The 17046-nt window shown below is 68.6% G+C and carries 8 protein-coding genes; 2 read left to right on the top strand and 6 right to left on the bottom strand.

Annotated elements, in window-relative coordinates:
* Positions 1 to 7: 7 nt before the first annotated feature.
* Both ACWELQ_RS04585 and ACWELQ_RS04580 read right to left on the bottom strand, forming a co-directional pair.
* The gene (locus ACWELQ_RS04585) at positions 8 to 1645 is read right to left on the bottom strand and encodes a protein kinase domain-containing protein (RefSeq protein WP_452395645.1); all 1638 of its coding nucleotides are present in this window, start codon (positions 1643 to 1645) and stop codon (positions 8 to 10) included.
* Positions 1646 to 1658: 13 nt separating this feature from the next.
* A complete protein-coding gene (locus ACWELQ_RS04580) occupies positions 1659 to 3536 on the bottom strand; it encodes a serine/threonine-protein kinase (protein ID WP_452395644.1) in 1878 nt (625 codons plus the stop codon).
* A 127-nt stretch (positions 3537 to 3663) separates the two neighbouring features.
* Between ACWELQ_RS04580 and ACWELQ_RS04575 the strand changes: the two genes are divergently transcribed.
* Positions 3664 to 6918 carry an arabinosyltransferase domain-containing protein gene (locus ACWELQ_RS04575; protein WP_452395643.1) on the top strand — a complete coding sequence of 1085 codons (3255 nt, stop codon included), beginning with the start codon at positions 3664 to 3666 and terminating at the stop codon, positions 6916 to 6918.
* A gap of 123 nt (positions 6919 to 7041) precedes the next feature.
* Complete coding sequence (locus ACWELQ_RS04570; RefSeq protein WP_452395642.1) at positions 7042 to 10395, top strand: arabinosyltransferase domain-containing protein; 3354 nt, start codon at positions 7042 to 7044, stop codon at positions 10393 to 10395.
* 81 nt (positions 10396 to 10476) lie between these two features.
* On the opposite strand, the gene ACWELQ_RS04565 is transcribed toward ACWELQ_RS04570, so the two are convergent.
* From ACWELQ_RS04565 to ACWELQ_RS04550, 4 genes are all read right to left on the bottom strand, one after another.
* Positions 10477 to 10683, bottom strand: coding sequence for a DUF5988 family protein (locus tag ACWELQ_RS04565; protein ID WP_452395641.1), 207 nt, complete (start codon positions 10681 to 10683; stop codon positions 10477 to 10479).
* Positions 10684 to 10766: 83 nt separating this feature from the next.
* Positions 10767 to 11243, bottom strand: a complete 477-nt coding sequence (locus ACWELQ_RS04560) for a hypothetical protein (protein WP_452395640.1) — start codon at positions 11241 to 11243, stop codon at positions 10767 to 10769.
* Between the two features lie 54 nt (positions 11244 to 11297).
* Positions 11298 to 12842: an acyl-CoA carboxylase subunit beta gene (locus ACWELQ_RS04555; protein WP_452395639.1), complete on the bottom strand. Its 1545-nt coding sequence runs from the start codon at positions 12840 to 12842 to the stop codon at positions 11298 to 11300.
* 52 nt (positions 12843 to 12894) lie between these two features.
* Positions 12895 to 17046, bottom strand: a 4152-nt coding sequence (locus ACWELQ_RS04550) for an acyltransferase domain-containing protein (RefSeq protein WP_452395638.1), incomplete at its 5' end; no start/stop codon positions are given.

Raw genomic sequence — 17046 nt, 5'->3', positions numbered from 1 at the left:
ACGGTGCTCAGCCGGTCTTGTGGTAGGTCACGAAGCCGCTGACCGTCAGCGCACGGGTGATCACGCCATTGCTGAGCACCAGTTCGTGTGTGCCCTGGACCTGACAGCCGGTGATGCCGGAGTCGAGCGTGCCCGCGCCGAGCGTGATGTCACCGGTGCTGGGCACCCCGAGGAGCCGGTAGTCGAAGACGCAGATCACCTGGCCGTTGGTCAGAATTGTCGAGGTCACGACCGGCTGGTTCAGTTCGCCCTGGCGGATGCTGAGGCGATAGGCGTTGGCGTTGGCGTCGCTGGAGCCCGACCATTCGCCGAGGAAGTCGGCGGGCACCTTCCCGGCCGGTGCGGGCGGCGTGGTGGCGGCGACGGTGGAGGTGATCGGCACCGCCGTGGCCACGGTCGGCACCGCCGCCGACAGTGGTGCGCCGCTGGGAGTTCCGTGACTCTCCAGGTCCGCGACCACCCAGACCGCGCTGCCGCCGATCACCGCCGCGGCCAGCACGGCGAGCAACCCGATGAGGATGCCGCGCCCGGTGCCGGGCGTGGAGCGCAGCGGCTCGGGCGCCCGATGCCGGTGTGGCACAGCGTCTTCGGCAGGCGGCGCGCCCGGACCGTAGACGACGCCGTAAGCGTCGGGATCCGCGGCGTAGTGCCCCGGTCCCAGCATGGTCGGGTCGGTGCGCGGGGAGCGCGGCATCGCGGGATTCGTGCCCGGCGAACGCAATATCGTCGGGTCGGTGCGCGGTGAGCGCAGCACCGTCGGATCGGCCGCGAAGCCGAGCGGCGGGGTGGCGAACGAGGTCGTGGCGGCGGGTGCGCGCCACGCCGCCCAGGCCGCCTCGGTGAAATCGGTGCAGCTGCCGAATCTTTCGTCCGGATACTTCGCCAGCGCGCGATCGAAGACCGCGTCGAGGCTCGGCGGCAGGTCCGGCCGCACCTGGGTGACGTGCAGCGGCGGCGTGCCGGTGTGCGCGAGGATCAGGCCCGCCAGATCATTGGCCAGGAACGGCCGCGATCCGGTGATCAGCACGAAAAGCGTGCAGGCCAAGGAGTATTGGTCGGTGCGCGGATCGAGGTAGCGCCCCGACACCTGTTCGGGCGAGGCGAAGGCGAAGGTGGCGGAGATGTCCCCGGTCTTGGTGACATAGGTGGTCTCGTCGCGCAGCCGGGCAATGCCGAAGTCGGTGAGCAGCGCGCGTTCCGGCCGCCCGTCCTCGGCCGGGGAGAGCATGATGTTGGACGGTTTGACGTCGCGGTGCAGCACCCCCTTGCCGTGGGCGTAGTCCAGGGCGGCGGCGACACCTGTACCGATGCGCAGCGCCCGTTCCGGGGACAGGCCCGAAAGTTCGTCCGCGTCCGGCCCTTCCACGTATTGCATGGCGATCCACAGTCGCCCGTCGTCGAGGCCCCGGTCGTAGACCGAGACGATGTTCGGGTGATCGAAGCGGGCGGTGATGTCGGCCTCGCGTTCGAAGCGCCGCCACCCTTCCGCGTCCGCGTTCACCTCGCTGCGCTGAAAGACCTTGAGGGCGGCCAGCCGCGGTAGCCGGGGATGGCGTGCCGCGTAGACCGTGCCCGATCCCCCGGCGCCGATCCAGCGCTCGATGACATATCCGGCGATGTCCTCGCCCGGCTTCAGATCGGACATGACGCACACCTACCTACTTCAAGGGAGCCCTTTCGAGCCAGTCGGTCAGGAGGCTGTTCACGGTGTGCCCCGGCCAGCGCAACACCATGACGAAGCGGGATCTCGGATCCCCGTCCGGGAACGAGACGGCGGCGAGCACGCGATGGGCCTCGGTGTCCTGGGTGGTGGACGAGTCCACGGCGGCCGAGAGGGTGACGGTCAGCTGGCCCGCCACATCGTCGTGGTCGACCCCGCGGACAGTGGTGGCGTTGTCGGCGAAGAACAGCTGGGCCACCGATTGCCCGGGGCGAGTATCGAAGTCGATGACGTCGAAATGGACCTGACCGGTGGCGTCGTCGGCATTGCAGCGCACCCGGTGCGCGCCCTGCGCAGACTCACCGGGCCCGGGATCGCGGGGCTGGCACGAGGCTCCCTGCCAGCCCACGGCGGTGCCGGTGGAGGCGAGCTGGCCGACCAGGCTGGGGAAGGCGCGGGCGATGGCGGTGTCGTCGCGGCCCCACGACGCGACGACGGAATCGGCGCTGGTGTACGTGATCAGCCCGCTCACATCGGTTTTGCGGCTGATGCGGCCGTCCGGCAGCAGGGTGAGGGTGGTGGGACCGTTGGCCTTGCAGGCATTGGCCGGTTCCCGGACCACGATCTCGGAGGTGCCCACGATCAGCCGGTCGCCGTCCGCGGGCGCACCGTCCAGGGGTGCGGAGAACTCGCAGTGGAACGGACTTCCGTTGGGCAGCACGCCATCCACGCGATTGGACAGCACCGGGTCGCCGACCTTGGCCTGCTGCACGGTCAGCCGGTAGTTGGTCTGGCCCTCGGTGGCCAGCCAGGTGCCGACGAAGCGGGACGGGACCAGGCCACCGGCGGCCGGGGCGGGCTGCTGCGGGCCCTGGTGGACAGCGAAGGCCACGACGGCGGCGGTCACGGCGGCGACCGCGATCGGGATGAGGGTGCGGCGGTGGAACAGGCTGCGCCACAGCTGTTTCCGGCGCTGTGGACGGCGCGGCGGCGGGTGCGGGAGCAGCCGGGCCGGGGCGGTGCGGGCCAGCGCCGGATCGGAGTAGTACGCCTGGGTGGCGGCGTAGGCGAAGTCCGCGCAGCTCTCGAAGCGGTCCTCCGGGTCCTTGGCCATGGCCTGTTCGAAGACGGCGTCCAGCGCGGGCGGGAGGTCGGGGTTCACCTCGCTGATCGGCAGCGGGCGTTCCTGGGTGTGGGCGTGCACCCAGCCCAGCGGATTGTCGGCACGGAAGGGGCGATGGTCGGTGAGCAGCACGAAAAGGGTGCAGGCCAGGGAGTATTGATCGGATCGAGGACCGACCGGTTTGCCGCTCACCTGTTCCGGTGATGCGAAAGCGAAAGTGGCGGAGATATTTCCGGTATGGGTGAGCTTCGTGGTCTCGTCGCGCAGCCGGGCGATGCCGAAGTCGGTGAGCAGGGCGCGCTCCGGGCGGCCGTTGTCCGGATCGGCGATGAGGATGTTGGAGGGCTTCACATCCCGGTGCAGCACGCCCTTGCCGTGCGCGTAGTCGAGCGCGGCCCCGATCTCGGTGGCGATGCGCAGGCCGCGATCGGGCGAGACATGGTGCAGCTCAGCGGCATCCACACCGTCGATGAACTGCATGGAGATCCAGAGCAGGTCCTCGGCCACGCCCCGGTCGTAAATCTGCACGATATTGGGATGGTCGAAGTGGGCCGCGATATCCGCCTCGCGCTCGAAACGCCGCCAGACGTCGGCGTCTTCGGCGACATCGTCGCGCTTCAAGATCTTCAGAGCCGTTAGCCTCGGCAGCCGCGGGTGCCGCGCCGCATAGACGACGCCCGATCCCCCGGCACCGATTCGCCGCGCGATCACATACCCGGCGATAACTTCGCCGGGTCGCAGCTCGGTGGTCATGCTCCCTCTTTACGGTTCCGGCCCGGCCCCACGCCCAGTTCGGATAACAACCATCTTGAAGGACTTCGCCGGATTCGGCTAGGTAGATGCGCAGCCACCGTCGGCGCGGTCGATAGAGTCGGTGCTCGTGCGCGCAGACTCCCGAGCGTTCCACCGCTTCCGACTCATCGCCCTGGTCTCCGGGTTACTGGGATTCCTGCTGGCGGTGATCACGCCGATCCTGCCGGTGAACCAGGACCGGCCGACACTGCACTGGCCGCAAGGGGATACGGCGAACGTCGATGCCCCGTTGGTGTCGTATGTGCCGTTGAGCCTGGATGTCAGCCTGCCGTGCCAGCTGCTGCGCGAGTTGCCGACCGGGACGCTGTTCTCGACGGTGCCCGCGGCGTCGGGGCAGGCCGAGAGCAAGGGCCTGGTCGTCAAGGTGACCGACGAACCCGAGAAGGGGCGCACGGTCGCGGTGCTGACGCGGCTGATTCCGCTGCTGTCCGCGCCGGTCGCCGAGATCGAGAACTGCACCGCCGTCACCGTGCACTCGGACGCCACCGAGACCCGCGTGGAGTTCGCCGGGGTCAGCCGCAAGGACGGGACGCCGTTCACCGGCAAGGTGGGCGGGGACACCCGGCCGCAGGTGGTGGGCCTGTTCACCGATTTGAAGCGGGATCAGCTCGGAACCGCTTCCGCCACCGTGGATATCGACGCGCGCTTCACCTCCAGCCCGAACTGGATCAAGCGGGCCGCGACCATCGGCGCGGTGCTGTTCACCCTGCTCGCCCTGTACGCGCTGCACATGCTCGACGCCTCCGACGGCCGCAAGCCGCGCCGCTTCCTGCCCGCGCACTGGTGGCGGGTGCGGCTCGCGGATGTCGCGGTGATCGGCACCCTGCTGGTCTGGCATGTCATCGGCGCGAACACCTCCGATGACGGCTACATCCTGAATATGGCTCGGGCCTCGAAGGTTTCGGGCTACATGGCCAACTACTACCGCTGGTTCGGGGTGGCCGAGGCCCCGTTCGGCTGGCCGTACGAGGTGCTGGCCTGGATGACCCGGATCAGCGATTCCAGCCCGTGGATGCGCCTGCCCGCCCTGCTGGCGGGCATCACCTGCTGGCTGGTGATCAGCCGGGAAGTGCTGCCGCGCTTGGGTTCGCGGGTGCGGCGCGACAATGTCGCGATCTGGACCGCCGGGCTGGTGTTCCTGGCCGCCTGGATGCCCTACGACAACGGCCTGCGCCCCGAACCGCTGATCGCCGCGGGCGCGCTGCTGACCTGGTGCTCGGTCGAGCGCGCCATCGCCACCGGGCGGCTGCTGCCCGCCGCGATCGGCGTGCTGATCGCCGCGTTCTCGCTGGCGGCCGGACCGACCGGACTCATCTGCCTGGCGGCGCTGTTCGCGGGCGCGCGACCGGTGCTCATGGTCATCATCAAGCGCGCCAAGGACGGCCCCGGTTCGTGGCTGCTGCGCTACGGCGCGCTGCTCGCGCCCGGCGTGGCGGCCGGAACCCTGGTGCTGGTGGTGGTTTTCGGCGATCAGACGCTGGCCTCGGTGATGGAGGCGACCCGGGTGCGCACCCTCATCGGGCCCAATGTGGCCTGGTTCGACGAGCGCACCCGCTGGGACTCGCTGCTCATGCTCTCCCCCGACGGGTCGCTGGCCCGCCGATTCGGCATTCTCGCCATGCTGCTCGCGCTGGGCGTGTGCGTGATGGTGATGCTGCGCAAGAACGGCCGCATCCCGGGCACCTCGCGGGGTCCGTCGGCGCGGATCCTCGGCATCATCTTCATGTCGCTGTTCCTGATGATGTTCACGCCCACCAAGTGGACCCACCACTTCGGCGTGTACGCCGGACTCGCCGGATCGGTGGCGGCGCTGGCCGCGGTCGCGGTGGGGGTCAACGGGATTCGCTCACCGCGCAACCGGACGCTGTTCACCGCGGCGGTGTTCTTCCTGCTGGCCATCACCTTCACCGGACCCAATGGCTGGTGGTACGTGTCGAGCTACGGCGTGCCGTGGTTCGACAAGGCCCCGCTCATCGCGGGCAAGGGCTTCTCGACCTTGTTCCTGGGCCTGGCGGTGCTGTGCCTGCTGATCGCGGCCTACCAGCATTTCCGGGAGCCGTACGCCACGCCGAAACCGGCGCGTGGCTTCGACAAGTTCGCCAGCATGCCGCTCACCATCGCGGCGGCCGCACTGGTGCTGTTCGAGGTGCTGTCGCTGGCCAAGGCCGCGGTCGGCCAGTACCCGGCCTACTCCATCGCCGAATCGAATCTGCGGGCGCTGAAGGGTGATTCGTGCGCGCTGGCCAACGAGGTGCTGGTGGAGACCGACACCGCCGGATCACTGCTGCACCCGTGGACCGGCTCGGACGCCGACGGACTGGTGGCCGACAACACCGGGTTCACACCCAACGGCGTCGCCTCCGACCTGACCGCCGACACCGAGGAGACCGTCACCGGCGGGGCCAACTCGGTCAACGACAAGTCCGGCAACAAAACCTCCAAGACCACCGGCGCGGGCACCGGCGGCGGCAAGAGCGACGAGACCGGGATCAACGGCAGCACGGTCGCCCTGCCCTTCGGCCTGGACCCGGCCAAGACGCCGGTCATGGGCAGTTACACCGATGGCGAGCAGCAGGTTTCGAAGCTCACCACGCAGTGGTACAACGCCGAGCAGCTGAAGTCGGCGCGCCATGACCCGGCGTATCAGGTGCTGGTGATCACGGCGGCGGGCCGCATCAAGTCCTTCAACAAGGACGGGGTGGAGACCTACGGCCAGGACCTGATCGTCGAGTACGGCACCCGCGACGCCGACGGCAAGGTCACCGACACCGGGCAGATCCGGCCGATCGATATCGGCCCCAGCCCGTCCTGGCGCAATCTGCGCGTCCCGCTGGACCAGATTCCCGCCGGGGCCAATGCGATTCGCCTGGTGCTCAACGACGCCGACATCACGCCGCGCCAGTGGCTCGCGGTCACCCCGCCGCGCCTGCCCAAGCTCGCGACCCTCAATGACGTTATCCCCCATGACGCCCCGGTCCTCGAGGACTGGCACGTGGGCCTCGCCTTCCCCTGCCAGCGCCCCTTCGACCACCACGACGGCGTGGCCGAGGTGCCGCAGTGGCGCATCCTGCCCGACCGCGTGGGTCAAGACGCCTCGAACGCGTGGCAGGACGACATCGGCGGCGGTCCACTGGGCTGGACGGGATTGCTGCTGAAATCCGAGACCCGGCCGACGTATCTGAAGCACGACTGGAGCCGGGACTGGGGTGCACTCGAGCAGTTCACCCCTTATGTCCCGGATGCGGCGAAAGCCCCGATCCTCGACGTGACGGTCCAAACCCGCTCCGGCCTGGCCAAGGATTCCCCGATCAAGGCCAAGTAGAACCACGAAAAGCCCGCTCGAAGCTTTGCTTCGGGCGGGCTTTTTCGATGATTTTCACCATGCGTGTCGTGGCGCGGGAGTGAACACGGCCACTCTCAGTGACTGCCTATACGATCAGCAACCGTGCCCGACGCCTCCGCAGTCCTCACGAAGCCGAATCCCTCGGCGACCGCACCCGCAACACCGCGCGATTTCCGCATCGCGAAGCTCATCGCCATCGTCGCCGGCCTGCTCGGCGCCGTGTTCGCGCTGGCGACCCCGTTCCTGCCGGTGCAGCAGACGCAGGCGGAGGTGAGCTGGCCGCAGGGCAATTCGCTCGATCCGGTGCAGGCGGCGCTGGTGTCGCAGGTGCCGATCGACGTGAACCTCAGCATTCCGTGTTCCGCGGTCGGGCAACTGGATCCGCGCGGCGGCATCCTGTTGGCAACCGCGCCGCCGCAGGGCAAGGGCGCGGACCTGGAGGCCATGTTCGTCCGCGTGTCCGGCGACGCCGTCGACGTGCTGGACCGGAATGCCGTGGTGGCCACCGCGACCCGCGCGGAGATGAACGAGTGCTCCAAGCTCGTCATCACCTCCGACGACAAGCAGACCTACGCCAGCTTCGAGGGCGTCACCCGCACGGTCGAGAAGCCGACCGCCGACGGCGGCCGCGAACTCGTCACCGTGCCGGTCGAGGGCCGCCTGCTCGGCGATCTGCGCCCGCAGGTGGTGGGCGTCTTCACCGATATGAAAGGCGCGGTCCCCGAGGGCCTTTCGTTCCACATGACGGTGGACTCGCGGTTCTCCTCCTCGCCGACGCTGATCAAGCTGGTCGCGATCATCGCCGCCGTGCTGCTCACCCTGCTGGCCATGGGCGCGCTGGCGGTGCTGGACACCAGTGACGGCCGCGGTCACCGCCGCATCCTGCCCGCGCACTGGCTGAAGCCGACCTGGGCCGACGGCGGCATCATCGGCACCCTGCTGCTGTGGCACTTCGTGGGGGCCAACACCTCCGACGACGGCTACATCCTGACCATGGTGCGCGCCGCACCGCACGCGGGCTACCTGGCCAACTACTTCCGCTGGTTCGGCGTCCCGGAGGCCCCGTTCGGCTGGTACTACTACGTCATCCAGGCGTTCGCCGAGATCTCCACCGCCAGCCCGTGGGTGCGAATTCCCGCGCTGCTCTGCGGGATCCTGTGCTGGCTGGTGATCAGCCGCGAGGTGGTGCCGCGGCTGGGCAACGCCGTGGCCAAGTCCAACATCGCCCTGTGGACCGGCGGCCTGGTGTTCCTGGCCTTCTGGCTGCCCTACGACAACGGCCTGCGCTCGGAGCCGATCGTCGCGCTGGGCGCGCTGCTGACCTGGGTGTCCATCGAACGGGCCATCGCCACTTCACGATTGCTGCCCGCCGCGGTCGCGGTGCTGGTGGCGGCGTTCACGCTGGCGGCCGCACCGACCGGTCTGATGTGTGTGGCGGCCCTGCTCGCCGGTATCCGGCCACTCGTACGAATCGTGGTGCGACGCCGCAAGCAGTTCGGCGACCTGGCCCTGCTGGCCCCCATCGCGGCGGCCGGATTCCTGGTCCTGGTGGCGGTTTTCGCCGATCAGACCTTCGCCGGAATCATGGAGGCCAACCGGGTACGGCAGGTGACCGGGCCCAACCTGGCCTGGTACGAGGACTACCTGCGCTACTACTACCTGTTCGTCGAGACCGTGGACGGCTCGCTGGCGCGGCGCTTCGCCTTCCTGCTGATGATCCTGTGCCTGATCACCACCATGCTGGTGCTGCTGCGCCGCCGCCAGGTGCCGGGCATCGCCAGCGCGCCGACCTGGCGGCTCATGGGCGTCGTCTTCGGAACCATCTTCTTCATGATGTTCAACCCGACCAAGTGGACCCACCACTTCGGTTCGTACGCGGGCATCGCGGGCTCGCTGGCGGCGGTGACCGCGGTCGCGGTGTCCGCCACCGCGCTTCGCTCCCGCAAGAACCGCTCGGTGTTCCTGGCCGGGCTGCTGTTCACCCTCGCCGTCGCCTTCTCCGGCATCAACGGCTACTGGTACGTCTCCAGCTACGGCGTGCCGTGGTTCGACAAGCGGGTGTCGCTGCACGGCTTCCAGTCCAACACCTTCATGCTCATGCTCTTCGGGCTGGCGCTGGCCGTGGTGGCCTGGCAGTCGCTGCGCGAGGGCTACGCCAAGCCGGAGGCGAACGGGACGACCAAGCGCGGCAGGCGGATCCGCAAGTTCGCGGCCGTCCCGCTCACCGTGGTGGCGGCGCTCATGGTCGGCTTCGAGGTGCTCTCGCTGGTCAAGGGCGCGGTCACGCAGTACCCGGCGTACTCGCTGGCCCGCTCCAACTTCGACGCGGTCAGCGGCAAGACCTGTGGATTGGCCAACGACGTGCTGGTCGAGCCGGACGTCAACAGCGGTGACCTGCAGCCGATCAGCGACCAGGGGCATCCCCCGGACAACAACGATCCGCTCGCCGGTCAGGGCTCGAAGGGCTTCTCCCCCAACGGCGTCGCCGACAAGCTGGACGCCGACAGCGTCGAGGTGAAGCCGGGCACCGGCAACACCTCCACCCAGACCGTCGGCCCGGCCTTCGAGAAGGGCCAGAACGCGGGCACCGGCGGCGGCAAGGGCGCGGAGGGCGTCAACGGTTCCACCGTGGCGCTGCCCTTCGGCCTGAACCCGGCCACCACCCCGGTCATGGGCAGCTACCAGGACGGCGTGCAGCAGCCCGCCGAGCTCACCTCCAGCTGGTACTCGCTGCCCGCGCAAACCGCGGACACCCCGCTGATCGTCATCTCGGCGGCCGGTCGCGTGATGTCCTTCGACGACACCGGCAATATGACCTACGGCCAGGACCTGTTCCTGAAGTACGGGCACCACAACGCCGACGGCAGCGTCACCGAACTGGGCCAGTACCGCCCGCTCGACGTCGGCCCGGCCCCGTCCTGGCGCAACCTGCGCATCCCGCGTTCGGCCCTGCCCGCCGACGCCGACGCGGTCCGCATCTACGCCCGCGACCCGATCCTGATCGGCGACCAGTGGCTGGCCTTCACCCCGCCGCGGGTGCCGAAGCTGGTGTCGCTCAACAACTATCTGGGTTCCACCCAGCCGATTCTGCTGGACTGGGCCGTGGGCCTGCAGTTCCCGTGCCAGCACCCGTTCGATCACCGCAACGGCGTGGTGGACGCGGCCCCGAAGTACCGGATCCTGCCGGACCGGCCGCTGGCCATCAGCTCCACCAACACCTGGCAGGCCGAGGAGTTCGGTGGTCCGCTGGGCTGGGCGGAGATGCTCTCGTCCTCCAAGACGGTCCCGACCTATCTGAAGGACAACTACGCCCGCGACTGGGGTTCGCTCGAGCAGTACGAGCCGTACTACTCGGATCCGTCCGATCCGGCGAAGTTCCCCAAGCCCGCCCAGATCGACACCCACGAGGTGACTCGCTCCGGGTTCTGGTCACCGGGCAAGATGCGGGTCTTCTGACCCGCGACATGACGTGATCGGTGGCCGCCCGCGACATTGCGGGCGGCCACTGTTGTTTCGAGTCTCGACTGTTCGAATCGGCTAGCGTTTGGCGTCTACGTGCGCGACCCATTCGTAGACGGGCAGGCTGCCTTCCGGTGTGTCCTCCCACCGTGGCGTCTGCTTGAACCGCTCGTATCCGCCCCCGAACGCCACTCGCAGCTCGAAGCCCGGTGGGGTGATCGGAACGATCCGCTTTTCGAGGCCATCCGGCCCGCCTTCGAGTAGCGCCAAGGGTGAGGTACTCATAGCTGAAGGCTCTCACATCTGTGCGAGCCACCCGATAGATTCAGCGCAATCGGCGAGCCGCCTGAACAAGGCCCGAGAGCGGCTCAGGACAGGCCGACGACACCCAGCAGGGTGCTGAGCAGGCCGCCGATGATCGGGATCTTGGACGCGCTGCCGGTGTTCATCCCACCCACGGGGATCGAGGTGACGCTGACGCCGATGTTCATCGAGTTGGCGCTGCCGCTGTTGCCGTCGTCGCTGGCGATGATCTTGTAGGTGCCCGCCGCGGTCGGGGTCCACTGCACGCTGGCGGTGCCGGACGAGCTCACCGGGAAGGCTCCCAGGAAGGAGGGGGTGCCACCGGAGGGGTCGCCGAGCCAGAAGCTCACCTGGGTGCCCGCGTTGGTGCCGCCGACATTCGCGGTCACCGTGTAGGTCTGGTTGACGTGCGCCAGCGCGGTTCCGGCCGAGAGGCCGGTGATCTGCGCGGACGCGCTGGGCGCGGCGGACATGACCGCCAGCGCGGTGGCGGCGGTGGCCACACCACCGATGATCGATCGTCGAATTCGCGGGGTAGCCATCAGCGGTTCGCTCCAAAGCTCGCATTCCAAAACTGAAATGCGAGCTTTTCATAGCTACAGCGGGATCAGATGATGTTTGCGCGGATTGCGGGGGATTTTCTTGTCCCGTAGCAGGTGCAGCGCGCGGCGGATCTCCAGCCGGGTGGTGGCCGGATCGATGACGGCGTCGATATAGCCGCGTTCGGCCGCCACCCACGGGGTCGCGATGGTGGCGTTGTAGAAGTCGATCATCTGCTGCCGCATGGCCGCCCGCTGGTCCTCCGGGGCCGCGTCCAAGCTCTTGGCCCCGATCAGCGACACCGCGCTCTCCGCGCCCATGACCGCGATCCGCGCCGTCGGCCAGGCCAGATTCACGTCCGCGCCAAGCTGTTTGGAACCCATGACGGCGTATCCGCCGCCGTAGGACTTGCGGATCACCACGGTCACCTTCGGGACCGTCGCCTCCACGAAGGAGAAGATGAACCGGCCGCCGCGCTTGATGACGCCGATCTTCTCCTGCTCGACCCCGGGTAGGAAGCCCGGTGTATCGACGACGAAGACCAGTGGAATCTCGAACGCGTCGCACAGCCGCACGAAATGCGCGGCCTTGTCCGAGGCGCGCGCGTCCAGCGCGCCCGCGTAGACCATCGGCTGATTGGCCACCACGCCGACCGTGCGGCCGTCCACCCGGGCGAAACCGCAGATGACGTTCTTGCCCGCGGTCTCACCGAATTCGTGGAACGCGCCGTCGTCGAAGATGCGGAGCAGGATCTCGTGCATGTCGTAGCCCGCGTTGTCGGCGTCGGGCACGATGCCGTTGAGCTCCAGATCCGATTCGGTGAGTTCCGGTTCCAGACCGGGATTCACGATCGGCGGCAGTTCCTGGCAGCTCGACGGCAGATAGCTCAGATAGTCGCGCACCCATTCGAAGGCGGCGTCCTCGGTCTTGGCGACGTGGTGGATATTGCCGTACTGCGCTTGGGAATTCGCGCCGCCGAGCTCCTCGAGGCTGACGTCCTCACCGGTGACCTCGCGAATCACCTTGGGGCCCGTCACGAACATGTAGGCGGCCTCGGTGGCCACCACCACGTCGGTATTGATGGGCGCGTAGACCGCGCCGCCCGCGCAGCTGCCCAGGATCATCGAGATCTGGGGCACCAAGCCGGACAACGGTTCCTGACGACGGCCCAGCTCGGCGTACCAGGCCAGCGAGGTCACCGCCTCCTGCACGCGCGCGCCGCCGGAGTCGTTGATGCCGACCACCGGGCAGCCCACCTTGGCCGCGAATTCCATGATGCCCGCGACCTTCCGGCCGAACATCTCGCCGACCGAACCGCCGTACACGGTCTGATCATGGGAGAAGACGGCCACCGGGCGGCCCTCCACGAGCCCGTGGCCGGTGACCACGCCATCCCCGTAGAGGGCATTCTTGTCGCCCGGATTGCGCACCAGCGCACCGATTTCCACGAAGGTGCCCGGGTCCAGCAGCATATTGATGCGGTCGCGGGCCGAAGGGATTCCCTTCCTGGCCCGCTTGGCTATGCCCGCATCCCCCGCCGGCTCCCTCGCGCTGTCGAGCTTGTGTCGAAGGTCGGCGAGTTTCTCGGCGGTGGTGCTCACTGGACTCCTTTCGGCAAAAACCTACTTTCGCAGAACCGGTGACGCGCTGGTGCTATTTCGTTGTGGTGTCGATCTCGGCGAGTTTCTTGGTGAGATCCGCGCCGATGGTGGCGATGCGGGGCTCGTCGATGATCTGTATGTGGTCGCCCGGGATGTGCACGATGTCCAGATTCGGAATGTGCTCGGCCCAGCCGCCATTCGGCTGCCGGTCGGCGAAACGCGGCTCCAGCTCGATCATTCCGTCGTGGTAGCGATCGGCGAGGTACAGGGTGACCGGGCCGTCGTACTTGGTCGGCTCGATCTTCTGCAGTTCCTTGCTGTCGATCCACGAGGTGCGCTGGTGCTCGACCACACCGCCCGGGATCTCGACCCCGGCGAACTTGATCAGCTCCATGATGATCTCGATCTGCTCCGCATCCGAGGCCGCGGCCAGCTCCGCGAGCTGCTCCTCGTCGAGTTCACCGTTGAAGCCGTAGGTCTTCTGCGCGAAGGACTGGTAGCGACGCAGCCGCTCCACCCGCTCGGCATCCGAATTGTCGTACGGCTCGACCGGAATGGCGAGGTCGATCAGGCCGACCTGGCGGACATCCGCACCCTCGGCGCGCATGATCTCGCCGACCTTGAGCGCGAACACCGCACCCAGCGACCAGCCGTAGAAGACGTACGGGCCCTCCGGCTGCCGCTTGCGGATCTCCGGAATGTACTGCCGCGCACGCTCTTCGATGGTGCCCTCGACGCGTTCGAAGCCGTACATCGGGGTGCCCGCCGGGAGGCGGTTCAGCAGCGGCTCGTAGACGAGCGTGTTGCCGCCCGAGGCGTGGAACACGAAGACCGGCACGGCATTCGAACCGGCCTCCTTCGCGCGCAGCGTGCGCACGAAGCCCTCGAGATCCGAGCTCTTGCCCTGGTAGCGCACGACCACCTCGGACAGCTGCTCGATGGTCTTGCACGCCTTCACCTCGGCCGGATCGACCTCGGCCTTGACCCGCTCCGACAGCCGCGCCGCCACCTTGGCGATGGTCTCGTCGTCGACCTCGGGCAGCGCGTTGAAGATGCCGCCCGCGGTCTTACCGGTCACCATCGCCCAAGTGGCGAAGGCGAGGCGCTCCTCGCCATTGCGCGGCGGCACGTTGTCGGCATCGGTCTCGGCGATCGGCGCGGCCGACTCGAGCACTGCCTCAACGGCTTCGGCTTCGGCGACGATCTCCTCGGCCTCGGCCACCGGAGACGTGGTCTCGGTCTTCGGCAGCAGCGCCGCCGGATCCTTGCCCTCGGCCATGGCCGCGCGAGCGGCGGAGATGAAGTCGGCGTCGACGGCGATATCCTCGCCCGCGGCCTGCCGCGCGGCAATGTCGTCGAGCTGATCGCGGTGCTCGACGGCGTAGCGCAGTACCTTGCCGACCTCGAGCAGGCTGGCGTCGCGCACGGCCTGGATCTGCAGCTGCGGGATGTCGAACTCGTACTCGACGCGGTTCTTGATGCGCATGGCCATCAGCGAGTCGAGACCCAGCTCCATGAGCGGGATCTCCATCGGCAGATCCTCGACCGCGTAGCCCATGGACTCGGCCACGATGATGGCCAGGCGGGCCTCGATGGTCTGGGTGCCCTGGGGATCCCAGCGCTCACCGGGAGCCGCCTCGATCGCGGCGGCCGGGGCCGCTTCGACGACCGCGGCCGCGACCGGCTGTGCCACAGCGGATTCCGGCAGCGGAGCCCCGGAGGTGACGACCGCGTCGAACAGCGGGCGGAAGACGGTGCCTTCCTTGGCGTGCACGGAGACCGACGCGCCGCCCGGGTGCGGGGTGAGCGTGGTGGTCAGGGTGCCCGCGGCCGGGATCTGGCCGTGCGCCAGCGAGGCGCCGACCGTGACGTCCGAAAGGACCTGCGCGGCAGCGGCATTCACCAGCGCGGCGAGATCCGTGACGGCGGACGCCTGGACCTCCCACACGTGGCGGCCGTCCGGCAGCGCGACATGCGCGCCGGGGACGCGGGCATTGCCCGAGCCGCCGCCGAAACCGCCGGACGTCTTGGGCCAGTACTGCTTCCGCAGGAACGCGGTGCGCGGGGCGTCGCCGTAGTCACCGGCGGGCAGCAGCGACGGCAGGTCCACCTTGTGGCCGTGCACGTACAGCTGCGCCATGGCGGTGATGATGCCCGCGGCCTCGTCTTCCTTGCGCTTCAGCGTTGGGATGAGCGCCGCGTTGTGCACGCCCGCCGCGAAGGTGGTGCCCAGGACCTGCATCAGCGCAACGGAATTCGGTGCCAGCTCCAGGAACGTGGTGATGCCGGTGTTCACGGCGCCGCGGATGGCATTGGTGAAGTACACCGAGCCGCGCATGTTCATGACCCAGTAGTCGACATCGTGCACCGGCGGGTTGCCCGCCTTGTAGTGGGCGTTCGGGTGCACGGTGGAGTACAGGTCGCGCTTGAGCTTGGTGGGCTCGATGCCCGCCAGCTCGGCGGCGAGCTCGCCCAGCAGCATGTCCATCTGCGAGGTGTGGCCCGCGCCGCGGGTCTGCAGCACGCGCGCGAACTTGCCGTCGGCCTCGGCGCGCGCCACGATCGCGTGCACCTGGTCGGGCATGCCACCGATGACGGTGTTGTTGGGCGCGGCGTACACCGCGACCTCGATATCGGGGAACTCGGTCTCGATGAGCTTGGCGACCTCGTCGGCCGAGTACTCCAGCAGCGCCATATTGCGCACCTGGTCGTCGGTCAGCATGGCCTCGCCCTCGGCCATCAGCCGCGAGCGGGCGCAGATCACGCGGACCGCGTCCTCGAGCGGCAGACCGCCCGAAATGTAGGCGGCCGCGACCTCACCCTGGGAGTGGCCGACCACGCCCTCGGGCTCCGCGCCGTGCGCGCGCAGGATCGAGGCGAGACCCACCTGGATGGTGAAGGTGCCGACCTGGCCGGTGCCGATGTCCCAGTCCATGGAGTCGTCGAGGATCATCTCCTTGACCGAGTACCCGGCCTCGTCGACGACCAGCTCGTCGACCTGGTCGACGGCCTTGCGGAAGATCGAGTTCTCGGTGTAGAGCTGCTTGCCCATCTTGCGGTGCTGCGCACCGAAACCGGCCATCACCCACAGCGCGCCCAGCGGGGCCGGGGAGTCGGCGGTGAAGACGCTGTTGCCGGGCTTGCCCTCGGCGATGGCCCGCAGGCCCGCGACGGCTTCCTCGTGGGTCTTGGCGACGACCACACCGCGCGAGCGGCCGTGGTTGCGCTTGGCCAGCGTGCGGGCCACATCGACCAGCGGAGTCGCCTGTCCCGCTTCGGATTCCAGCCAGTCGGCCAGATCCTTGGCGGCGCGCTTGCGACGCGAGGGCAGGTAGCCCGACACCGGGATGATGTACGGCATCGGCTCTTCGCGGTTGCCCCACTCGGGCTCCGGCGCAACAGCTTCCACGATCGCTTCGGCCTCGGCGACCACATCGGTGGTCTCGTCGTCGAGGTCGGTGGTCTCGGGCAGTTCGGGGGTGGCCGGGGTCGGCACGTACTCCTGCACGACCACGTGCGCGTTGGTGCCGCCGAAGCCGAAGCCGGAGATGCCGATGGTGGCCTTGCCGCTGTAGCGCGGGAACTCGGTCGGCTCGTCGATGACCTTCAGGTTCGCCTGGTCGAACGCGATGAACGGGCTCGGACCGGCGTAGTTCAGGTGCGGCGGAATGACGTTGTGCTGCAACGCCATGATCACCTTCGCCAGGCTGGCCGCGCCCGCCGCGGCCTCCATGTGGCCGAAGTTCGTCTTGGCCGAACCAAGCAGCGCGGGCTTGTCGGCGTCGCGGCCGCGGCCGATGACGCGGCCCAGCGCGTCCGCCTCGATCGGGTCGCCGATCGGGGTGCCGGTGCCGTGCGCCTCGATGTAATCGACCTGGGACGGCGGGATTCCGGCGTCCCGGTACGCCTGGCGCAGCACGGCGACCTGCGCGTCCGGGTTCGGGGCGAGCAGGCCGTTGGAGCGGCCGTCGCTGTTGACCGCGGTGCCCTTGATGACCGCGTAGACGGTGTCGCCGTCGCGTTCGGCGTCGGCGAGGCGCTTGAGCACCACCAGCGCCGCACCCTCGGAGCGGATCATGCCGTCGGCGTCCTTCGAGAACGCCTTGATGTGACCGTCTTTGGCGACGCCGCCGTTCGCGTCGAAGGCGATCGTCGCGGCGGGCGACAGCAGCACGTTGGTGCCGCCGGCCAGCGCCAGATCGGC

This window comes from Nocardia sp. NPDC004722 (assembly GCF_053601505.1).
Note: the sequence above shows the minus strand (reverse complement) of the source record. Positions and strands in the feature narration are given on the sequence as shown.

Excerpts from the sequence above, each read along its gene's own strand:
- ACWELQ_RS04585 (WP_452395645.1), bottom strand. The coding sequence starts at position 1,645 with ATGTCCGATCTGAAGCCGGGCGAGGACATCGCCGGATATGTCATCGAG.
- ACWELQ_RS04580 (WP_452395644.1), bottom strand. The coding sequence starts at position 3,536 with ATGACCACCGAGCTGCGACCCGGCGAAGTTATCGCCGGGTATGTGATC.
- ACWELQ_RS04565 (WP_452395641.1), bottom strand. The coding sequence starts at position 10,683 with ATGAGTACCTCACCCTTGGCGCTACTCGAAGGCGGGCCGGATGGCCTC.
- ACWELQ_RS04560 (WP_452395640.1), bottom strand. The coding sequence starts at position 11,243 with ATGGCTACCCCGCGAATTCGACGATCGATCATCGGTGGTGTGGCCACC.